Below are 20,814 nucleotides of genomic sequence, written 5' to 3'. Positions count from 1 at the left end.
GCTGGGGGTACCCCCGGCCGAAGGCTGGGGGAGGAACTGCGCGACCAGCCGCACACAACCGGCACCCGCCAAGGCCCCCGCACCCCCACGGCGCAACCGCACCCTCAATACCGGGTAAGAGCCGTATCCCCGCTCGCTGTCCCCATGGCCATATGCGGCGCCTTCTTCGGATCGGCCCACTGGAGAATCCGCTGCATCGCGTCCTCCGGCACCGAAACACACCCCGCCGTAGCCCCCGCCCCGTTGACGTGCAGGAAGATCCCGGCCCCCCGCCCCCGCACCGGCTGCGCGTAGTTGAACCCGATCACCAGCGCATACCCGTACTGCGTCGTGAACGACGACAGCTTCTCCGCCTCGGCGGCCCGGCAGTCGGACGGCAGCCGCTCGACCCAGCGGTTGTAGGAGGCGGAGTCGTTGTCCTGGCACCACCACGAGTCCGCCGTCACCGGCCGGTACTCGACGGCGGTCCCGGCCGGCGCCGCCTGGAGGCCGAACCCGAACGGGAGGTCGTACAGCCCGGTCGGGGTCGTGTTCGTGCCCTGCTGCCGCTTGGCCCCCTCGACCAGCCCCTTCGCCCCGAACCGCGCGGCGGCCGACCCCACCTGCGCCCACTGCCCGTCCCGGCGCTCCCACCAGGTCAGCGTCCCCGAGGTCGAGCTCAGCGCGGACGCCTCCGCGGTGATCAGCTGGCTGCCGCCGCCGGTGTCGGCCATCAGGGTGGGCAGCGGTGCGGCGTCCCCGCCACCCGGTGCCGCACCGAGCAGCAGCAGGGACGCGGACACGAGGGTGACGACGAGGCCTTGGCGCATGGCTCAGACGCTAGACGGAGGCAAGGGCAACGGCAGCCCGGGTAGGCCGTCCAGGCTCACCGCGATGTGGTCCTTCTTCTCGAAGTACGCGCTCAGCGAGGCGTCGTCCTCACGCGAGAAGCGCTTCCCGTGCAGCTCACGGTCGGCCTCGTACGCCATGTAGGGGACGGCGTAACCGCAGCTGTCGCGAATGAGTTCGGCGTGCACGACGATGATCGCGCGCAGGCCGTGCAGGGACGGGTCGATGTCCGGGAAACGGGTGAGGAGTTCCGCGAAGCGCGGGTCGTCGCGGAAGACCGCCTCGCCGTGCCCGTGCACCCGCACGATGTTCGGCGGGCCCTGGAACGCGCACCACATCAGGGTGATACGGCCGTTCTCCCGCAGATGGGCGATGGTCTCGGCGTTCGAGCCGGCGAAGTCCAGGTAGGCGAGGGTGAGTTCGTCGAGTACCGCGAAGGAGCCCTGCAGGCCCTTGGGCGAGAGGTTGACCGTGCCGTCGCCCGCGAGCGGGGCGGTGGCGGTGAAGAACAGGGGCTGTTCCTCGATGAACGTGCGGAGTCTGCCGTCGATGCGCTCATAGGTCTTTCCCATGCCGGGAATTATCGACCCGGTTACTTCGCGCGTCTAAGGGATTCCGGGTTCCGGACGGGCCCCACTGCGGCCGCCCCGGCCGGCGCTGTACACGGGGCGGCCACAGCTGCCTGTCACGTCACTTGGTGAGCGTGCAGGCGGCCAGGGAGTCGAGGCCGGTCGGCTTGGTCGAGGTCCGGCCGATCGCGATGGCGATCCGGTCGATGGTCGACTTCCGCTTGTCCGCCAGCGGGCCGAGGATCGCGTTCTGCACGAAGTTCGGGCCACCCTGGCCGACCGTGTTCTGGAGCCGGGTGTTGGCCTCCTGGATCTGGGTCTGGAGCAGGGTGAGGTTGCGGGTGACCTCGGCCTGCGCGGAGGCGGGGATCGCGGGCAGCTGCGAGGCGACGTCCGGGCAGGTGATCGTGCCGACGGCGCTGGTGTTCGTGTTCGTGCTGCCGGTGCTGCCCGTCGACTGCTGCTGGGTCGCGGCCGTGGTCGGCGTGGCCGAGGCGGTGCCCGTCGCCGTACCGCTGCCCGTGTTCGTGCTCGTCCCGCTCGCGTTCAGGGTGCACGGCGCCAGCGAGTCCAGGCCGGTCGGCTTGGCGGCCGTACGGCCGATCGCGGTGGCGATCCGGTTGATGGTCGCCACCCGCTTGTCCTTGAGGGGGCCGAGGATCGCGTTGTTCACGAAGTTCGGGCCGCCCTGGCCCACCGTGTCGACCAGCCGCTTGTTGGCCTCGGCGATCTGCGTCTGGAGCAGGGTGAGGTTGCGGGTGACCTCGGCCTGCGCGGAGGCGGGGATCGCGGGCAGCTGCGAGGCGACGTCCGGGCAGGTGATCGTGCCGGGCGAGGCGGCGAGGGTACGCGCGTTGCTCGTGCCACTGCTCTGGTCGGGCGTACCGGCGAGGGCCGAACCAGCGATGACCGCACCGGAGAGCGCCACGGCGGCGGCGCCGCCGATGAACGCGACGCGACGCTTGTTGTACTTCGGGAGAGCCCTGGACATGCGGATGCCTCACTCGGGTCAGAGGTGGGTTTACAAACGCGGCGCCTGCGTTCAGGCATGGGTACGAGAAAGCGGTTTCGTTTGTTCAAACCTTTTTCACATCTGTTCGACGAATCCCGTCGGATTGACGAATCATGCAGTGCTCTGCATACTCATGCATAGCAAGTGGATGTACGGGAGGAGGGACCCATGACCGAGCGCGTCGTACTCGCCTACTCCGGCGGGCTGGACACCTCCGTCGCCATCGGCTGGATCGCCGAGGAGACGGGCGCCGAGGTCATCGCCGTCGCGGTGGACGTCGGCCAGGGCGGCGAGGACCTGGACGTCATCCGCAAGCGCGCGCTGGCCTGCGGTGCGGTCGAGGCCGAGGTCGCCGACGCCAGGGACGAGTTCGCCGACGAGTACTGCCTCCCGGCGATCAGGGCCAACGCCCTCTACATGGACCGCTACCCGCTGGTCTCCGCGCTCTCCCGCCCGGCGATCGTCAAGCACCTGGTGGCTGCCGCCCGCAAGCACGGCGCCACGACGGTCGCCCACGGCTGCACCGGCAAGGGCAACGACCAGGTCCGCTTCGAGGCCGGCATCGTCGCCCTCGCCCCCGACCTGACCTGCATCGCACCGGTCCGCGACTACGCGATGACCCGGGACAGGGCCATCGCCTTCTGCGAGGCGAAGAAGCTCCCGATCGCGACCACCAAGAAGTCCCCGTACTCCATCGACCAGAACGTCTTCGGCCGCGCCGTCGAGACCGGCTTCCTGGAAGACATCTGGAACGGCCCGATCGAGGACATCTACGAGTACACCCAGAACCCGGCCACCCCGCGCGAGCCCGACGAGGTGGTCGTCACCTTCGAGGCGGGCGCCCCGGTGGCGATCGACGGCAGGCCCGTCACCGTCCTCCAGGCCGTCCAGGAACTGAACGAGCGCGCGGGCGCCCAGGGCGTCGGCCGCATCGACATGGTCGAGGACCGTCTCGTCGGCATCAAGTCCCGCGAGGTGTACGAGGCCCCGGGCGCGATCGCCCTCATCACGGCCCACCAGGAGCTGGAGAACGTCACCGTCGAGCGCGAACTCGCCCGCTACAAGCGGCAGGTGGAGCAGCGCTGGGGCGAACTCGTCTACGACGGCCAGTGGTTCTCCCCGCTCAAGCGCGCCCTGGACGGCTTCGTCGACGAGGCCAACCAGTACGTCACCGGGGACATCCGCATGACGCTCCACGGCGGCCGCGCGGTCGTCACCGGCCGCCGTTCCGACTCCTCCCTCTACGACTTCAACCTCGCCACCTACGACACCGGCGACACCTTCGACCAGGCCGCGGCCAAGGGCTTCATCGACATCTACAGCCTGTCGTCGAAGATCGCGGCGCAGCGTCAGCTGCGGGCGTAGCCCGACGTGACCTCGCGCAAGCAGTAGCGTGACGACCGCCTCCCCGTTCATGGCCGGGGAGGCGGTGCCACATCCGTATCTCTTCTAGGAGCAACGCAAGTGAGCAGCAACAGCGGTGACGTACGGCTCTGGGGCGGCCGTTTCGCCGACGGTCCCGCCGAGGCCCTGGCGAAGCTGTCCGCGTCCGTCCACTTCGACTGGCGGCTCGCGCCCTACGACATCGCCGGTTCGCGTGCCCACGCGCGCGTGCTGCACAAGGCGGGCCTGCTCACCGAGGACGAACTCCAGCGCATGATCGCCGGCCTCGACCGGCTGGAGGCCGACGTCGCCGACGGCTCCTTCGTCGGCACGGTCGCCGACGAGGACGTCCACACCGCCCTGGAGCGCGGACTCCTGGAGCGCCTCGGAGCCGACCTCGGCGGCAAGCTGCGCGCCGGCCGCTCCCGCAACGACCAGGTGGCGACCCTCTTCCGGATGTACCTGCGGGACCACGCCCGGACCATCGGCGGTCTGATCGCCGACCTCCAGGACGCCCTCGTCGGCCTCGCCGAGGCCCACCCGGACGTGGCGATGCCCGGCCGCACCCACCTCCAGCACGCCCAGCCGGTCCTCTTCGCCCACCACGTGCTGGCCCACGTCCAGTCCCTGTCCCGGGACGCGGAGCGGCTGCGCCAGTGGGACGAGCGCACGGCCGTCTCCCCCTACGGCTCCGGCGCCCTCGCGGGTTCCTCGCTCGGCCTGGACCCGGAGGCGGTCGCCGCCGACCTCGGCTTCGAGCACGGCAGCGTCGCCAACTCCATCGACGGCACGGCCTCCCGCGACTTCGTGGCGGAGTTCGCCTTCATCACCGCGATGATCGGCGTGAACCTCTCCCGGATCGCGGAGGAGGTCATCATCTGGAACACGAAGGAGTTCTCCTTCGTGACCCTGCACGACGCGTTCTCCACGGGTTCGTCGATCATGCCCCAGAAGAAGAACCCCGACATCGCGGAGCTGGCCCGCGGCAAGTCCGGCCGCCTGATCGGCAACCTGACGGGCCTCATGGCCACCCTCAAGGCCCTCCCGCTCGCCTACAACCGCGACCTCCAGGAGGACAAGGAGCCGGTCTTCGACTCCTGCGACCAGCTGGAGGTCCTGCTCCCCGCCTTCACCGGCATGATGGCCACCCTCACCGTCCACCGCGAGCGCATGGAGGAACTGGCCCCGGCCGGCTTCTCCCTCGCCACCGACATCGCGGAGTGGCTGGTCAAGCAGGGCGTGCCGTTCCGGGTCGCCCACGAGGTGGCCGGCGAGTGCGTCAAGGCGGCCGAGGCCGAGGGCAAGGAACTGGACGAGCTGACCGACGACCAGTTCGCGAAGATCTCCGCCCACCTGACCCCGGAGGTGCGGACGGTCCTCAACGTCCCGGGCGCCCTGGCCTCCCGCAACGGCAGGGGCGGCACGGCCCCGAGCGCGGTGGCGGTCCAGCTGGCGGAGACCAAGGCGAACGTGGCCCGGCAGCACGAGTGGGCCGACGCGAAGAAGTAGGGGTTCCCCGCACCCCTTTCGGGGCGCTGCAGGTGACGCGCCCCGAAAGGGGCGCGGGGAACTGCGCGAGCAACCCCCGCCACCCGCACTCGCCGACGCACCGCACCCCCCGAGCTGAACGGCGAACCAGAGGTCATCGCGGGTTACGTTGGTCGAAGCCCGACGCAGCCGACCGAACCGGAGCCCGCGATGCCCTTCGCCCGACTGGCGACAGCAACAACTCCTACCGCCCACATCGGCCTCGGCCTCGCCGCAGTCGGCCGCCCCGGCTACATCAACCTCGGCCGCGAAACCGACCTCGGCGAGGACCGCAGTGTCGGCGCCCTCCGTACTCGCACCCACGAACTGCTCGACGCCGCCTACGCCCAGGGCGTCCGCTACTTCGACGTGGCCCGCTCCTACGGCCGCTCCGAGGAGTTCCTGGCCGGTTGGCTCGCCGCCCGCCCCGACGTCACCGACGTCGTCGTCGGCAGCAAGTGGGGCTACACCTACACGGCCGGCTGGTCCGCCGACGCCGAGACGCACGAGGTCAAGGACCACAGCCTGCGGACGTACGAGCGGCAGCGCGCCGAGACCGCCGAGCTGCTCGGCGACCGCCTCGACCTCTACCAGATCCACTCGGTGACCCCGGACAGCCCCGCCCTCACCGACAAGGAACTCCACGCCCGCCTCGCCGAAGCCGCGGCCGCCGGCCTCACCGTCGGCTTCTCCACCAGCGGCCCCGCCCAGGCCGACGCCATCCGTGCCGCCCTCGCCGTCACGGTCGACGGCGCGCCCCTCTTCCGTACCGTCCAGTCGACGTACAACGCCCTGGAGACCTCGGCGGAGCCGGCCCTCGCCGAGGCCCACGGCGCCGGGCTCACCGTGATCGTGAAGGAGGGCATGGCCAACGGCCGGCTGGCCGCCCCGTACGCCCCCGACGCCCTGCGGGCCGTGGCCGAGGAGACCGGCCTGGGCTGCGACGCCGTCGCCCTCGCGGTCGTGCTCCGCCGGCCCTGGGCCGGGGTCGTCCTCTCCGGCGCGGCGACGGTCGACCAGCTCGCCTCCAACCTGCACGCGGCCGTGGTCGACCTCGACGCGGACCAGCTGACCCGCCTCGCCACCCTGGTCGAGGAGCCGCGCGCCTACTGGGAGCGGCGCGCCGGCCTGCCCTGGCACTGACGGGACCCTCGCAGCCACCCGCTGTGAGTCACGCACGCCAATAATGAGACACAGGTGTCTCACGTGGGCTACTCTTGTCTCATGGCCCTCGACCGCGACCACGTCCTGCGCAGCGCAGCCGCCCTGCTGACCCGCAAATCCACCGCGACCATGGACGAGGTCGCCAGGGCCGCCGGGATCAGCCGGGCCACCTTGCACCGGCACTTCGCCGGGCGGGACGCGCTCGTCCGGGCGCTGGAGGCGCTCGGCATCGCGGAGTGCGAGGCGGCCCTGGACGCGGCCCGCCTGGACGAGGGCCCGGCGGCCGACGCCGTGCACCGCCTGGTCCGCGAGATCGAACCGGCCGCCGGCCTGCTCGCCTTCCTCTATACCGAGAACCAGCTGTTCGAGGGCGAGGGCCAGAACCAGGGCTGGGCGCGGATCGACGAACGCATCGCGGCACTCTTCGGGCGCGGCCAGCGGAGTGGCGAGTTCCGTATCGACCTCACGCCCGCCTGGCTCACCGAGGCGCTGTACGGACTGCTGGCCTCCGCCGCCTGGGCGGTCTCCGAAGGCCGCGTTGCCCCCAAGGACTTCACCCACATGATCGTCGAGCTGTTGCTCGGCGGCGCACGACGAAGAGAGGAATCATGACCAGCACCCTGCAGCCGGCGCGCGTCGCGGAGGCGGAGGAGAAGCGGCCGGGCCGCTGGCTCGCGCTCTCCGCGCTCGTGCTCGCCGTGCTGCTGGTGGCCGTGGACGCGACCGTCCTCGGCCTCGCGACCCCCTACATCAGCGAAGACCTCAACCCCTCCGGCACCCAGCTGCTCTGGATCGGCGACGTCTACTCGTTCGTCATCGCCGGTCTGCTGGTCTCCATGGGCAGCCTCGGCGACCGCATCGGCCGCAAGCGGATCCTGCTCGTCGGCGCGACGGCGTTCGGCGCGATATCCGTCCTGAACGCGTACGCCACCACCCCCGGGATGCTGATCGCGGCCCGTGCCCTGCTGGGCGTCGCGGGCGCGACCCTGATGCCGGCCACCCTCGCCCTGATCCGCAACCTCTTCCACGACCCGCGCGAGCGCAGCCTCGCCGTCGGCATCTGGGGCGCGGCGGCCTCGGCCGGCACGGCCGTCGGCCCGATCGTGGGCGGCTTCCTGCTGGAGCACTTCTGGTGGGGCTCGGTCTTCCTGATCAACCTGCCGGTGATGGTGGTCCTGGTCCTCGTCGGCCTCCGGACGCTCCCGGAGTCCCGCAACCCCGCCCCGGGCCCCTGGGACCTGATCAGCGTCGTCCTGTCGCTGGTCGGCATGATTGCCGTCGTCTACGCGGTGAAGGAGGCCGCCACCCACGGCCTCACCGGCGTGACCGCGGCCACCGCCCTGCTCGGCGCCTCGGCCCTCTACGGCTTCGTCCGCCGTCAGCTCACCATGCCCAAGCCCCTGCTGGACATGCGGCTGTTCCGCAACCGCGGCTTCAGCGGCGCGGTTCTCGCCGACCTGCTGACCGTGCTCGGCATGTCGGGCCTGGTGTTCTTCCTCTCCCAGTACCTGCAACTGGTCCAGGGCAGGCACCCGTTCGAGGCTGGCCTGGCCGAACTCCCGGCCGCGGTCGGGGCGGTGGCGGCCGGTCTGGTGGCCGGCCGGGCGGCCCGCCGCTACTCGGTACGGGCGGTCGTCTCCGGCGGCCTGGCGGCCGTGGGACTGGCCCTCGCGGCCCTGACCACCCTCGCGCAGTCCACCGGTTACCCGGTCCTGGGTGCCGCCCTCCTGGTGGTCGGCGTCGGCGCGGGCTTCTCCTTCACGGTCACGGCGGACGTCATCCTCTCCAGCGTCCCCAAGGACCAGGCCGGTGCCGCCGCGGCGGTCTCCGAGACGGCGTACGAGCTGGGCGCGGCGCTCGGCATCGCCCTGCTCGGCTCGATCGTGATGGGCGTCTACCGCGGTTTCACGGCCCCGCCGGGCACCCCGGCCGCCGCCCACGAGTCGCTGGGCGCGGCGCTGGAGGCATCGAAGACCATGCCCGCGCCCACGGCGGCCGACATGCTGGCAGCGGCCCGCGACTCCTTCACCCACGGCCTCCACCTGGCCTCGGGCGCAGGCGCCGCGGTCCTCCTGGCGACGGCGGTGGCGGCCTGGTTCCTCCTCAGGAACCAGAGACTCTGAACGCCGCCCGGGGACGGCGCCCCTTCAGAGGCGCCGTCCCCGAAGGGGCGCGGGAACTGCGCGGGAAACCACGGCGCACCCGCCCTCAAAGGGCCACCGAAGCCCCTCGGATCACTTCTTGTAACCCAGCACCGTCATCATCCCGCTCTCCGAGTGGTACTGGTTGTGACAGTGCAGCATCCACAGACCCGGGTTGTCGGCGTCGAAGTCGAGCACCAGCTTGCGATGCGGCAGCACGATCGTCGTGTCCTTGCGGGCGCCGGCCGAGCTGATCCCGGTGACCGAGAACGTGTGCCCGTGCAGATGCATCGGGTGCCACATGTCGGTCGCGTTGACGAGCGTCAGCCGCACCCGCTCGCCGGCCCGCACCGCATGCCGCTGCCGCACGTCGTACTGCGTGTGGTCGAACCCCCAGTCGTACCTCTGCATCGTGCCCGTGATCCTGATGAGCAGGTCGCGGTCGGGGACCCGGTCGTCCATGGCGACGGACTCGGCCGGCAGCAGGCGGCGCGCCGGCACGATCTCGCGGTCCAGCTCGGCCGGGCGGACATCCGGCGCCGGAAGGTTTCTGCCTTTGTCGGTGCGCAGGACCGCGAGCGCCCTGCCCTTCTTGCCCTCGGGGAGCGCGACGAGCGGGAAGACGCCGTCCTTGACGGTGACGAGGACGTCGTACCGCTCGGCCATGCCGATGAGCAGCGCGTCGGTCCTCTTGTGCTGCACGGGGTAGCCGTCGGTGTGGGTGACGGTCATCTGGTGGCCGCCGAGCGCGACCCGGAAGGCCGTCTCGGAGCCCGCGTTGATGATGCGGATCCGGACCCGGTCGCCGGGGCGGCAGCGGAAGACCGAGGGGTCGGTGTGCAGGCGCCCGTTGGCCAGGTAGTGCGGGTAGGCGACGTTGCCGCCCTCGCCGTGGAGCAACTGGCTGTGCGAGTTGCGCAGGACCCGGTCGGGCCCCTTCGGTGTCTTCGACCTGCCTTTGGACGCGGACTTGGACGGCGACGCGGAGGCGTGCGCCGATCCGTGCGGGCTCGGGCCGTCGTGGCCGGGGCCCATGCCCATCCCCATGCTCATCGCCATGGCCCCGCCCGGCTTGAGCTGGTCGAGCACCTGCTCGGGGTTGGAGCCGTCGATGTCGTCGATCCAGTCGTCCAGGACGACGACCCACTCCTGGTCGTAGGCGAGCGGCTCCTTCGGGTCGTCGACGATGAACGGCGCGTACAGCGCCCGGTCGGGCTGCATGCCGACGTGCGAGTGGAGCAGGTACGTGCCCGGGTGGGCGGCGACGAACCGGTAGATGAAGTCCGTGCCCGGCGCGATGGGCGGCTGGGTCAGGTCCGGGACCCCGTCCATGTCGCAGCGCAGGCGCACCCCGTGGGCGTGCAGCGAGGTCTTCTCGGCCAGCTGGTTGGAGAGGGTCAGGCTGAGGACGTCACCGGCGGTGACCCGCACCAGCGGCCCCGGGACCGACTCGTTGTAGGCCCAGCTGTGGACCGTCCGCCCGCCCAGGTCGAGCATGCTCCTGGCAGCCGTGAACTTGATCATGCGGACGGGGCCGGACCCGCGCTTCCGCTCGGTCGCGAGCACCTCCGGGTCCGACGGGTTGACGTACCCCTTGGGCCCCACCGGGACGAACGCCGCGGTACCGGCCGTGTGTTGCGGGCCGGAACCGGGTTCGGGGCCCGAGTCGGAACATGCCGCGAGGAGTCCCGCGCCGGCGGCAGCGAACGGAGCACGGAGCAGGGTACGCCGAGAAGGTTTCTGCATGTCTGAATAAGACATGCTGTGTGCTCATATGGCGGGTAAATCCAGACGAATGAACGGAGTGTCGGGGCAGATTCCACCGGCAGGCGGACGCCGGACGGGTGTCAGGCAGATGGCAGACAGAAGGGCACGGACCACCGGTCCGCGCCCTTCAGCCGAATGAGTGCCGGTCTTCGCCGTCAGGCGGCCTTCGCCTTCGTGGCGTACATGTCCACGTACTCCTGCCCGGACAGCCGCATCACCTCGGCCATCACCGAGTCGGTCACGGCCCGCAGCACGTAGCGGTCCCGGTCCATGCCCTCGTACCGGGAGAACTCCATCGCCTCGCCGAACCGGACGGTGACCTTGCCGGGCCGCGGGATGCCCGCGCCGCCCGGCTGCAGCTTGTCCGTGCCGATCATCGCGAAGGGGACCACCGGCGCGCCGGTCATCAGCGTCAGCCGGGCGATGCCGGTACGGCCCCGGTAGAGCCGGCCGTCGGGGGAGCGGGTGCCCTCCGGGTAGATGCCGAAGATCCGGCCCTCGTCCAGGACCCGCTTGCCGGTCATCAGCGCGGCGACGCCGCCGCTCGCGCCGTCCCGGTCCACCGGGATCATGCCGACGCCGGTGAAGAACCAGGCCATCAGCCGGCCCTTGAAGCCCTTCCCGGTGACGTACTCGTCCTTGCCGATGAAGAACACCTGCCGCCTGCTCACCAGCGGCAGGATCATCGAGTCGATGAAGGTGAGGTGGTTGCCGGCGAGGATGACCGGACCGTCCCCCGGGATGTGCTCCACGCCCTCCACCTGGGGGCGGAACATCAGGCGCATGATCGGTCCGAGCACTGCCTTGATGAGCGCGAAGCGGGACAACGGGTCCTCCGATGTCGAGGGGCGGTGTGAGTCTGTGCAGGTGAGGACATTACTCGCGGCTCTGCTGGAAGCGCACATCGGGTGCGGCCGGTTCACCGAGGTCTTACGTACTGTTGACGCTGGTTTACCTGCGGTGACGTCCCGGAGTCAGGTCGTAACGTGCTCGCGACGATGTGACGGATGTCGCCGACGGGCCGTCATGACTCGCCGTCCATCAGCCATACGGCGTCACCCGGCCGTTGGGTCGGCGGTCTCTCTTCGGTCACGTCCGCAGCCCTACGATCAGCCGGCATCACAGGGCGAAGGTCAGGAGGGCGCTCATGAACGCGCATGACTCGAACGAGCGGACGCAGATCAACGGTACGACCGGACGGCGGGCGCTGCTCGGCGCCGCGGTGCTCGGCGCGGGCGGCGCGGTCCTCGGACTGCCCGGTGCGGCCAGAGCGGCCGAGGCGAAGCAGGCCGGTCACGGCGGCGGCCTGAAGAGCCTGCCGAAGCCGACGATCATCGGCCACCGGGGTTCCAGCGGCTACCGGCCGGAGCACACCTTCGGCTCCTACAACCTCGCCCTCGACCTCGGCGCCGACGTCGTCGAGGCCGGCGACCTCGTCCCCACCAAGGACGGTCACCTGGTCTGCCGCCACGAGCCGGAGATCGGCGGCACGACGAACGTCGCCGACCACCCCGAGTTCGCCGACCGCAAGACCACCAAGACCCTGGACGGCGTGCCCACCACCGGCTGGTTCACCGAGGACTTCACGCTCGCCGAGCTGAAGACGCTGCGCGCGATCGAGCGCATCCCGGCCAACCGCCCGCACAACACGATCTACAACGGCCGCTGGGAGATCCCCACCTTCGAGGAAGTCCTCAAGTGGCAGGACGAGCAGACCCGCAAGCGCGGCAAGCAGGTCTGGATCTACCCCGAGACCAAGCACCCCACCTACTTCCGCCGCCTCGGCCTCGGCCTGGAGGAGCGCGTCGCCAAGCTGCTGCGCAAGTACGGCAAGGACAAGCGGAACTCGCCGGTCATCCTGCAGTCCTTCGAGCCGAGCAGCATCCAGCGCCTGAACACGCTGCTCGACAACCCGCTGGTCGTGCTGCTCTCCGCCGCGAACACGCAGCCCTACGACTTCGTCGCGACGGGCGACCCGCGCACCGTCGCCGACCTGATCACGCCCAAGGGCCTGCGTGAGATAGCCGGCTACGCGCAGGGCATCGGCCCGACCGTGGACCTGATCATCCCGAAGGACGCCACCGGCAACTTCACCACGCCGAGCCCGCTGGTCGCGGACGCGCACAAGGTGGGCCTGATCCTGCACCCCTACACCATGCGCAACGAGAACCCCTTCCTGCCGCCGGCCTACCGCAACGGCACGGCCGCCGACGCGTACGGCAACGTCTTCCCCGTCTTCCAGAAGTACTTCGAGACCGGCATCGACGGCGTCTTCACCGACAACGCCGACACCGCCCTGCTGGCCCGCGCCGACTTCGTCAACGGCTGAGCCCCGGCACCCCGTTCGGGGTGTCTCCCGGCCGCCCCGGCAACTCCCGCCGGGGCGGCCGCGTCGTTCCGCATATGACGAACGACCTGGTCGCCGACCTGCTCCCGTTGCTCAGCGCCGAGGCCGCCGCCGAGGCACAGGCCTGCGGCAGCGACCCGCGCGACCTGGAGCAGAGCGTCGTGCTCCGCCTCCTGGAGCGCCTGGAGACCCACGGCCCGCCCCTGGCTCCCGAGGACTGGCTGCGCCGGGCGGTCCGCGCCGAGTCCCGCCGCACGCGCCGTACCGCGCGCCGGGAACGCCCCTACACCGGTGACCCCGCCGACCCTGCCGCCCCCACCCCCGAACAACGCGTCCTCGCCACCGCCCGCCGGCGCGCGCTGCGCGACGCGGTCGCCCGCCTCCCCGGCCGCTGCCCCCGCCTCCTCCAGGCCCTGCTCTCCCCGCAGGACCTGACATACCGGGAGATCGCGGGGGAGTTGGGTATCTCACAGGGCAGTCTCGGCCCGGAACGTTCCAGATGTCTGGGATGTCTGCGCCGATTGTTGACGCCGGAGGTTGCGCGTCGCGAAGCGCGGGGATAGGAGTGAGAACGACAGGCGATCAGGTGAGCGGGAGGCGTGCGCACATGGGCATGAGCGTGACCATCTCGGTGGCAACCAAACAGGATGCAGAGCAGATCTTCAGGCTCCAGTACCTGTGCTTCCAGAGTGAGGCGGCGCTGTACGGCAACTACCGCATCGACCCGCTCGTCCAGAGCCTCGACTCGGTCCGCCAGGAACTCGCCACCGACTGCGTCTTCGTCGCCCGCCTCGGCGAGGAGGTCGTCGGCTCGGTCCGCGGCTCGGTCACCGAGGACGGAGCCGCCGCGATCGGCAAGCTCTGCGTCCACCCCCGCCTCCAGGGCCACGGCATCGGCGCCCGCCTGCTCCGCGCGGCCGAGGAGGCCCTCGCCGAACAGCGCGGCGCCAAGCGGTTCCGCCTCTTCACCGGCCACCGCAGCGAGGGCAACCTCCGCCTGTACCGCCGCGTCGGCTACGAGACGGTAGGTACGTCGAAGGGCGCGGACGGCGTCCCGATGATCGTCCTGGAGAAGCCGGCCAGTACGTACGCGACAACGGCCTGACTTCTCAACTCCCCGCACTGGAGCGCCCCGAAAGGGGCGCTGGGGGTACCCCCGGCCGAAGGCTGGGGGAGGAACTGCGCGACCAGCCCCAACGCACCCGCAGTCGCGCACGCTCCTCAAGCCGCTCCCCGCTGCGCGCCCTTCCGCAACCAGTACAACGCGGAGATCGGCAACAGCACGGGAATGAACACGTACCCCATCCCGTAGTCCGACCACACGGTCGCATCCGGGAACGCGGACGAGTCGACGACCGTCCAAGTCCCCACGATCAACACCCCCGCAAGCTCGGCGGCGCAGCACACCTGCGCCACCCTGCGGGCCGTCTCGCCGCCCCGCACCAGCGTGTACGTGATGAACGCGTACACCACCCCGGCGACGGCGGACAACGAGTACGCGAGCGGCGCCCGGTCGAACTCGGTCGCGATCTGGTAAGCAGATCGCGACACGGCCCCGACGACCATCACGCCGTAGAACCACACCAGCAGCGTCCCCGGCCCACTGGTCAGCCGCTTCGGCCTCTCGTCCACGGCCGTCATCTCACCCTCCCCAGATGTCATAGAGCCGCACCTCCAGCACGGCCAGCACCACACCGCCCGCGGCGACCGTCACGGAACCCCACCGCGTCCGCTCGGCGAGCGACATGAACCCCGCGGCCGGGACGCACGCGAACGCGCCCAGCAGATAGGCGACGAAGATCGTCGTGCCCTGGTCCGGCTTCTCGCCCCGCGCCAGCAGTACGATCCCGGCGACCAGCTGGACCAACGCCAGCACCGACACCACGGCCATCCCGATGAAGTGCCAGTCCTTCGTCGGCTGGTCCCGGTACGCCGCCCAGCCGCACCACGCGGCGAGCAGCAGCGCGGCGACTCCGGTCACCGTCAGCAGGGCATTGAGCATGCGGTGACCTTATTACGGCCGAAACGGCCCGATGCCGTCGCCCCTGCCGTACACCGTAGGGTCGAGACCATGACGATCCACGCACAAGCCCTCCTGTTCGACAACGACGGCACCCTGGTCTCCTCGCTCGCATCCGTCGACCGCTGCTGGACCCGCTGGGCGGCGGAGTACGGCGTCACCGAGGAGTTCGCCCGAGTCGAACTGCACGGGCGGCCCGCCGCGGACATCGTCGCCGACCTGCTGCCGCCGGCCCTCGTGCCGGAGGCGGTCGCCCGGGTCGAACAGCTGGAGGTGGAGGACGTCCCCAACGACGGCGTCCACCTGCTCCCCGGCACCGCCGCGTTCCTGGACTCGCTCCCCGCCGACCGCTGGGCCGTCGTCACCTCCGCCACCCGCCGCCTCGCCGAGGCCCGCCTGGAAGCGGTCGGAATCCGGCCGAAGACGCTGGTGTGCGCCGACGACGTCACCCGCGGCAAGCCCGACCCCGAGCCCTACCTGCTCGCCGCCCGGCAGCTGGGCGTCGACCCGGCGCACTGCGTGGTCTTCGAGGACGCCCCCGCCGGGCTCCAGGCGGGCCGCGCGGCCGGTATGGCCACCGTGGCGTTGGCCACAACCCACCAGGCCCACGAGCTGGACGCGGACCTCGTGGTGAAGGACCTCTCGGCCTTGTCCGCGCTGGTCGCCGGCGACTCCATCGAGATATCGGCCCGCGGCTGAAGGGTGTCCGCCGCTGTCCACCATGCGGACAGCGGCGGCCTGTCAGGACCGTAGGTCTGGTTTACTGATCGCATGACCACGACGAGCGACCGCACCCCTGCGACCGAGGCGACCATGACGCCCGGTGCTCGTTGTATGTGTCGAATGTGCGCCTTCTAGAGGGCCCCCGCACCACCCCAGAGCTCGCGCCCCGAAGCGAGACCGGTGGCGTGTCCGTGCGACGCGACGACGCGCGTATGTGACGCAAGCCGCCCCCCCGCGCACATGTTCTCCCCGGTTCAGCGCTCCTGCGAGAACCGTGCCGCGTCCCTGAACGAACGCACCCGTGCGCCCGGGCACACCCACGCCCGCGCACTCGACAGTGACGGAAACCCACGTGATCACCACAACGGGCCTCACCAAGGTCTACCGCTCGCGCGGCCGCGAGGTCACCGCCCTCGACGGCGTCGACCTGCACGTCCGCGAAGGCGAGGTGTACGGCGTCATCGGCCAGTCCGGTGCCGGAAAGTCCTCGCTCATCCGCTGCGTCAACCTGCTGGAGCGCCCCACCACCGGCACCGTGACGGTCGACGGACGGGACCTCACCGCCCTCGCCGGGCGCGGCCCCCGGGCCGGCAAGGAGCTGCGGCAGGCGCGCAGCCGGATCGGGATGGTCTTCCAGCACTTCAACCTGCTGTCCTCCAGGACCGTGCAGGACAACGTCGAGCTGCCGCTGGAAATCCTCGGAGAGTCGGGGAAGGAACGTTCCCGCAAGGCACTTGAGCTGCTCGACCTCGTCGGACTCGCCGACAAGGCGAAGGCCTACCCGGCCCAGCTCTCCGGCGGCCAGAAGCAGCGCGTCGGCATTGCCCGCGCCCTGGCCGGCGACCCCAAGGTGCTGCTCTCCGACGAGGCGACCAGCGCCCTCGACCCGGAGACCACCCGCTCCATCCTCCAGCTGCTGCGCGACCTGAACCGGCAGCTGGGCCTGACCGTCCTGCTCATCACGCACGAGATGGACGTCGTGAAGACGATCTGCGACTCGGCCGCGCTGATGGAGCAGGGCCGCATCGTCGAGCACGGGACCGTCAGCGAACTGCTCGCGACCCCGGGCTCCGAACTGGCCGCCGCGCTCTTCCCGGTCGGCGGCGAGGCCTCCGGCGACGACCGCACCGTCCTCGACGTCACCTTCCACGGGGAGGCCGCCACCCAGCCGGTCATCTCCCAGCTGTCCCGCACCTACAACATCGACATCTCGATCCTGGGCGCCGCCATCGACACCGTCGGCGGCCTCCAGATCGGCCGGATGCGCATCGAACTGCCCGGCCGTTACGAGGACAACGTGGTGCCCGTCGGGTTCCTGCGCGAACAGGGCCTGCAGATCGACGTAGTGGGCCAGGAGGCCCTGCTGGTGAAGGACGGTGCCCGGTGACCTGGTCCGAGATGCAGCCGCTGCTGTCCCAGGCGTGTTGGGACACCCTCTACATGGTCGGCTGGTCCACGCTGATCGCGGTCGTCGGCGGACTTCCGCTCGGCGTCCTGCTGGTCCTCACCGACCGGGGCGGCCTGCTCCAGAACGTGCTGGCCAACAAGGTCATCGGGCAGGTCGTGAACGTCGCCCGCTCGATGCCGTTCATCATCCTGATGGTCGCGCTGATGAACTTCACCCGCTGGATCACCGGCACGACCATCGGCCGCGAGGCAGCCATCGTGCCGCTCGCGATCGGCGCCATCCCGTTCTTCGCGCGTCTCGTCGAGACGGCTGTCCGCGAAGTGGACGGCGGACTGGTGGAGGCCGTGCAGGCGATGGGCGGCAACACCTGGACCGTCGTACGCAAGGTCCTCGTGCCCGAGTCGCTGCCCTCGCTCATCTCCTCCACCACGACCACGGTCGTCGCGCTCATCGGCTACTCCGCCATGGCCGGCACGGTCGGCGCCGGCGGGCTCGGCGACATCGCCATCCGCTACGGCTACCAGCGGTTCGAGACCGAGCTGATGTGGATCACCGTCGCCATCCTCGCCGTCGTCATCTCGGTCATCCAGTTCGCCGGCGACTACGCGGCCCGCTCGCTGCACCGCCGCGCCGGCCGGTCCGGACCGGCGCCGAAGCTGCGGCTGCTCAAGGCGTCCGCCGCGACGGGCGACACCGTCTGAACCACCCTCCCCAGAACTCCCCGCACCACCCACCGCGGGGCCGCTCCACCCTTAAGGAAAGGCACTTTTCGTGCGTAACACCGCAAAGCTCACCGCCGCCGTCCTCACCGCAGGAGCCCTCACCATCGGGCTCACCGCCTGCGGCTCGGACAAGGACTCCGCCTCCGGCTCCTCCGACTACAGCGGACCGCTGGTCGTCGCCGCGAGCCCGACCCCGCACGCCGAGATCCTCGACTACATCAAGGACAACCTGGCGAAGAAGGCCGGACTCGACCTGGAGGTCAAGGAGTTCACCGACTACATCACGCCGAACACGGCGACCGAGGACGGCTCGGTGGACGCCAACTACTTCCAGAACCAGCCGTACCTCGACGACTTCAACAAGAAGCGCGGCACCCACATCGTGCCCGTCGTCACGGTGCACCTGGAGCCGCTCGGCCTCTACTCCCACAAGGTCAAGAGCGTCGACGCGCTGAAGAGCGGTGCGACGGTCGCCGTCCCCAACGACGCGGTGAACGAGGCACGCGCCCTCAAGCTGCTCGCCGCCAACGGGCTCATCACCCTCAAGGACGGCGCGGGCAGCGAGGCGACCCCGCAGGACATCGCGAAGAACCCGAAGAACCTCCAGTTCAAGGAGGTCGAGGCGGCCCAGACCGCGCGCTCCCTGGACGACGTGGACGCCGCGGTCATCAACGGCAACTACGCCATCTCGGCCGGCATCAAGCCCGCCAAGGACGCCCTCGTCCTGGAGTCCGCGAAGAACAGCCCGTACGGCAACTTCCTCGCGGTGAAGAAGGGCAACGAGAAGGACCCGCGGGTGAAGAAGCTCGCCAAGCTCCTCACCTCGCCCGAGGTGAAGAAGTTCATCGAGGACAAGTACCAGGGCTCGGTCATCCCCTCCTTCTGAGCCGTCCCGTCCTGCCGGGCCGTCCCGTCCTTCCGGCGGCACGTATACGGCGTATCGCCACGCACGGGGTCCACTCGCTCACCAGGGGTGGACCCCGTCGTGCGGTTCAGTGGTTTCATGCTGCATGCTGGGCAGTTCGCAGGCCCGGCGGGTTTGGGCCTGAAGGATTTCCGAAGGTTACGGAGCGGCGCATGACTAGCACCTTCCCCAACATCTCCATCAGCACGGAGCGGTTGGTGCTGCGTGCCCTCGACGAGGACGACGTGCCCGCACTGGCCGAGATGATGAACGACGAGCAGGTGGGGGCCTGGACCGGCGTCCCCCAGCCGTACGGCGAGGACAGCGCCCGGCGCTGGACCACCGAGTACGCGCCGGCCGCGCGGCTCGCCGGCCGGGGCCTCGACCTCGCGGTCACCGAGTTCCTCACCCAGCGCCTGGTCGGCGTCATCCGGCTCACCAAGGCCGACTGGCGCATCCGGTCCGCCGAGTTGTCGTACATCATCGCCCCCTGGGCGCGCGGCGAGGGCTACGCCTCCGAGGCCGTGCTCGCCACCGCCCAGTGGCTGTTCGGCGACCAGAAGTTCGAGCGCATCGAGCTGCGCACGGCCGCCGACAACACCGCCGCCCAGCAGGTGGCCCAGAAGATCGGCTGTATCAGCGAGGGCGTGCTGCGCAACGCCTGCATAGTCCACGTCCGCACCGAGGACGGCACCTGGGCGGACCTGCGCACCGACTACATCGTGTGGAGCCTGCTCCCGGAGGACCTGGAGGGCGCGGGCGAGGAACTCGCCGGCGGCGACGGCTTCACCTCCTGGAACTGACGGCGACGGGACCGCCCCGGCACCCGCCGGACAGCTCCACCAGGTACTCTCACGGAGCCCGCCCCCGGGCCCGGACCCTGACGACCTGCGAAGACTCTGGAGACTGACGACGATGGCCGACCGGGTCACGGTGATCGGCTGGGACGGCTCGCCCCTGACCGCCGCGGGGCGCGGCGCCCTCGGCGCCGCCACGCTCGTCGCGGGCGCGGCCCACCATCTCGCCCTCCCCGAGGTGCCGCCCGGCGCGGAACGCATCCGCCTCGGCAGCGTCGCCCTCGCCGCCCGCCGCATCGCCGGCCACCGCGGCACCGCCGTGGTGCTCGCCGACGGCGACCCCGGCTTCTTCGGCGTCGTGCGGACCCTGCGCGCACCCGAGTTCGGCCTGGAGGTCGAGGTCGTCCCCGCCGTCTCCTCGGTGGCGGCCGCCTTCGCCCGCGCCGGGATGCCCTGGGACGACGCACAGGTGGTCGTCGCACACCGGCGCACCCTGCGACGCGCGGTGAATGTGTGTCGCGCCCACACCAAGGTCGCCGTCCTCACCTCACCCGGCGCGGGACCGGCCGAACTCGGCCTCCTCATGGAGGGCGTCCACCGCACCTTCGTCATCTGCGAGGAACTCGGCACCGACCGCGAGCAGGTCCACGTCGTCACCTCCGACAAGGCCGCCGACCACGCCTGGCGCGACCCCAACGTCGTCATCGTCATCGGCGGCACGACCGGACCCGTGCCGGCCCCCGAGGGCGGCGGCTGGATCGCCGGCCGCGATCCGGCGACCGGCCCGCGCGGCTGGGTGCTGCCCGACGCGGAGTACGGCGACGGCGCCCCGCTCGGCGAAGGGGAAACGGAGCTGCTGCGGGCCGCCCAACTCGCCCGGCTGGGGCCCCGGGTCGGAGACCTCGTCTGGGACATCGGCTGTGGCAGCGGCGCGTTCGCCACCGAGGCCGCGCGTGCCGGAGCCGCCGTCATCGCCGTCGACCGGGACCTCGCGGCCTGCGTCCGCACCGAGACGGTCGCGCGGAAGTTCGGCGTCCAGCTCCAGATCGTGCACGGCGGCGCCCCGCACGTGCTGGAGAACCTGCCCGAGCCCGACGTCGTCCGCGTCGGCGGCGGGGGAGCGGCCGTGGTCGGCGCGGTCGCCGACCGCCGCCCGCAGCGCATCGTCGCGCACGCCGCCACCCGGGACGCCGCCGAACTCATAGGACGCGACCTGACCGAGCACGGATACGACGTCGAGTGCGCCCTGCTGCAGTCCGTCGAACTCGACACCAGGGCCTGGACGGAGACCGAGCGGAACGTCGCGTTCCTGCTCAGCGGTGTTCTCCCCGAGCGCGCCCCGTGATCCTGTTGTCATACTGCGCGCGGTAGGCTGGCCGATCGCTGCACCGCACCGGTGGCCCGGAAATTCGTTCGTCAATGTCCGGAAAACGCGCCTCTTTTGGGGCGGGTGTGGTACGGCAGAACCGGGGACGCGCAACGTGGCGCAGTCCACAGCGGGC

At 70.8% G+C, this 20,814-nt stretch carries 21 protein-coding genes; 14 read left to right on the top strand and 7 right to left on the bottom strand.

The features are described from left to right. Positions 1-104: 104 nt before the first annotated feature. The 3 genes from ACFZB3_RS41965 to ACFZB3_RS41955 all read right to left on the bottom strand — a co-directional run bounded on the left by ACFZB3_RS41965 (position 105) and on the right by ACFZB3_RS41955 (position 2,388). Positions 105-809 carry a L,D-transpeptidase family protein gene (locus ACFZB3_RS41965; RefSeq protein ID WP_391386869.1) on the bottom strand — a complete coding sequence of 235 codons (705 nt, stop codon included), beginning with the start codon at positions 807-809 and terminating at the stop codon, positions 105-107. A 3-nt stretch (positions 810-812) separates the two neighbouring features. Beyond that, entirely contained in the window at positions 813-1,400 is a 588-nt protein-coding gene (locus tag ACFZB3_RS41960; RefSeq protein ID WP_391386864.1) for a pyridoxamine 5'-phosphate oxidase family protein, read from the bottom strand. Between the two features lie 118 nt (positions 1,401-1,518). Then, positions 1,519-2,388, bottom strand: a complete 870-nt coding sequence (locus ACFZB3_RS41955; protein ID WP_391386861.1) for a hypothetical protein — start codon at positions 2,386-2,388, stop codon at positions 1,519-1,521. A gap of 189 nt (positions 2,389-2,577) precedes the next feature. Here ACFZB3_RS41955 and ACFZB3_RS41950 point away from each other — a divergent pair, with 189 nt between their 5' ends. From ACFZB3_RS41950 to ACFZB3_RS41930, 5 genes are all read left to right on the top strand, one after another. After that, complete coding sequence (locus ACFZB3_RS41950) at positions 2,578-3,774, top strand: argininosuccinate synthase (RefSeq protein ID WP_391386857.1); 1,197 nt, start codon at positions 2,578-2,580, stop codon at positions 3,772-3,774. A 99-nt stretch (positions 3,775-3,873) separates the two neighbouring features. After that, the gene (argH, locus tag ACFZB3_RS41945) at positions 3,874-5,301 is read left to right on the top strand and encodes an argininosuccinate lyase (protein WP_391386854.1); all 1,428 of its coding nucleotides are present in this window, start codon (positions 3,874-3,876) and stop codon (positions 5,299-5,301) included. 189 nt (positions 5,302-5,490) lie between these two features. After that, a complete protein-coding gene (locus ACFZB3_RS41940; protein WP_391386851.1) occupies positions 5,491-6,462 on the top strand; it encodes an aldo/keto reductase in 972 nt (323 codons plus the stop codon). A gap of 81 nt (positions 6,463-6,543) precedes the next feature. Further along, positions 6,544-7,095 (top strand): TetR family transcriptional regulator, encoded by a 552-nt coding sequence (locus tag ACFZB3_RS41935; RefSeq protein ID WP_391386848.1) that lies wholly within the window; start codon positions 6,544-6,546, stop codon positions 7,093-7,095. Continuing rightward, positions 7,092-8,606 carry an MFS transporter gene (locus ACFZB3_RS41930; RefSeq protein ID WP_391386845.1) on the top strand — a complete coding sequence of 505 codons (1,515 nt, stop codon included), beginning with the start codon at positions 7,092-7,094 and terminating at the stop codon, positions 8,604-8,606. The genes ACFZB3_RS41935 and ACFZB3_RS41930 overlap by 4 nt, the downstream gene beginning before the upstream one ends. A 111-nt stretch (positions 8,607-8,717) precedes the next feature. On the opposite strand, the gene ACFZB3_RS41925 is transcribed toward ACFZB3_RS41930, so the two are convergent. Both ACFZB3_RS41925 and ACFZB3_RS41920 read right to left on the bottom strand, forming a co-directional pair. After that, positions 8,718-10,370 carry a multicopper oxidase domain-containing protein gene (locus tag ACFZB3_RS41925; RefSeq protein WP_391386842.1) on the bottom strand — a complete coding sequence of 551 codons (1,653 nt, stop codon included), beginning with the start codon at positions 10,368-10,370 and terminating at the stop codon, positions 8,718-8,720. Between the two features lie 176 nt (positions 10,371-10,546). Then, positions 10,547-11,218 (bottom strand): 1-acyl-sn-glycerol-3-phosphate acyltransferase, encoded by a 672-nt coding sequence (locus tag ACFZB3_RS41920; RefSeq protein WP_391386840.1) that lies wholly within the window; start codon positions 11,216-11,218, stop codon positions 10,547-10,549. 320 nt (positions 11,219-11,538) lie between these two features. Here ACFZB3_RS41920 and ACFZB3_RS41915 point away from each other — a divergent pair, with 320 nt between their 5' ends. The 3 genes from ACFZB3_RS41915 to ACFZB3_RS41905 all read left to right on the top strand — a co-directional run bounded on the left by ACFZB3_RS41915 (position 11,539) and on the right by ACFZB3_RS41905 (position 13,843). Further along, positions 11,539-12,720: a glycerophosphodiester phosphodiesterase family protein gene (locus tag ACFZB3_RS41915; RefSeq protein ID WP_391386838.1), complete on the top strand. Its 1,182-nt coding sequence runs from the start codon at positions 11,539-11,541 to the stop codon at positions 12,718-12,720. A gap of 74 nt (positions 12,721-12,794) precedes the next feature. After that, positions 12,795-13,301, top strand: a complete 507-nt coding sequence (locus ACFZB3_RS41910) for a sigma-70 family RNA polymerase sigma factor (RefSeq protein ID WP_391386834.1) — start codon at positions 12,795-12,797, stop codon at positions 13,299-13,301. Between the two features lie 44 nt (positions 13,302-13,345). Continuing rightward, entirely contained in the window at positions 13,346-13,843 is a 498-nt protein-coding gene (locus ACFZB3_RS41905) for a GNAT family N-acetyltransferase (RefSeq protein ID WP_391386829.1), read from the top strand. Positions 13,844-13,959: 116 nt separating this feature from the next. On the opposite strand, the gene ACFZB3_RS41900 is transcribed toward ACFZB3_RS41905, so the two are convergent. Both ACFZB3_RS41900 and ACFZB3_RS41895 read right to left on the bottom strand, forming a co-directional pair. Then, on the bottom strand, positions 13,960-14,379 hold the full coding sequence (locus ACFZB3_RS41900; protein ID WP_391386825.1) for a hypothetical protein: 420 nt from the start codon (positions 14,377-14,379) through the stop codon (positions 13,960-13,962). A gap of 1 nt (position 14,380) precedes the next feature. Continuing rightward, complete coding sequence (locus tag ACFZB3_RS41895; protein ID WP_362649011.1) at positions 14,381-14,740, bottom strand: hypothetical protein; 360 nt, start codon at positions 14,738-14,740, stop codon at positions 14,381-14,383. A 69-nt stretch (positions 14,741-14,809) separates the two neighbouring features. On the opposite strand from ACFZB3_RS41895, the gene ACFZB3_RS41890 reads away from it, so the two are divergent. The 6 genes from ACFZB3_RS41890 to cbiE all read left to right on the top strand — a co-directional run bounded on the left by ACFZB3_RS41890 (position 14,810) and on the right by cbiE (position 20,657). Then, the gene (locus tag ACFZB3_RS41890; protein ID WP_391386822.1) at positions 14,810-15,457 is read left to right on the top strand and encodes an HAD-IA family hydrolase; all 648 of its coding nucleotides are present in this window, start codon (positions 14,810-14,812) and stop codon (positions 15,455-15,457) included. A 376-nt stretch (positions 15,458-15,833) separates the two neighbouring features. Further along, a complete protein-coding gene (locus tag ACFZB3_RS41885) occupies positions 15,834-16,868 on the top strand; it encodes an ATP-binding cassette domain-containing protein (RefSeq protein ID WP_391386819.1) in 1,035 nt (344 codons plus the stop codon). Then, positions 16,865-17,590, top strand: coding sequence for a methionine ABC transporter permease MetI (locus tag ACFZB3_RS41880; RefSeq protein ID WP_391386816.1), 726 nt, complete (start codon positions 16,865-16,867; stop codon positions 17,588-17,590). The genes ACFZB3_RS41885 and ACFZB3_RS41880 overlap by 4 nt, the downstream gene beginning before the upstream one ends. A 70-nt stretch (positions 17,591-17,660) precedes the next feature. Further along, a complete protein-coding gene (locus tag ACFZB3_RS41875; RefSeq protein WP_391386813.1) occupies positions 17,661-18,497 on the top strand; it encodes a MetQ/NlpA family ABC transporter substrate-binding protein in 837 nt (278 codons plus the stop codon). A 191-nt stretch (positions 18,498-18,688) separates the two neighbouring features. Beyond that, the gene (locus ACFZB3_RS41870) at positions 18,689-19,318 is read left to right on the top strand and encodes a GNAT family N-acetyltransferase (protein ID WP_391386811.1); all 630 of its coding nucleotides are present in this window, start codon (positions 18,689-18,691) and stop codon (positions 19,316-19,318) included. Between the two features lie 112 nt (positions 19,319-19,430). Then, a complete protein-coding gene (cbiE, locus tag ACFZB3_RS41865) occupies positions 19,431-20,657 on the top strand; it encodes a precorrin-6y C5,15-methyltransferase (decarboxylating) subunit CbiE (protein ID WP_391386808.1) in 1,227 nt (408 codons plus the stop codon). The last annotated feature ends 157 nt before the right edge of the window (positions 20,658-20,814 follow it).

Origin of the sequence: Streptomyces sp. NPDC008092, from assembly GCF_042957285.1 — a bacterium.
Lineage (GTDB): Bacteria > Actinomycetota > Actinomycetes > Streptomycetales > Streptomycetaceae > Streptomyces.
Note: the sequence above shows the minus strand (reverse complement) of the source record. Positions and strands in the feature narration are given on the sequence as shown.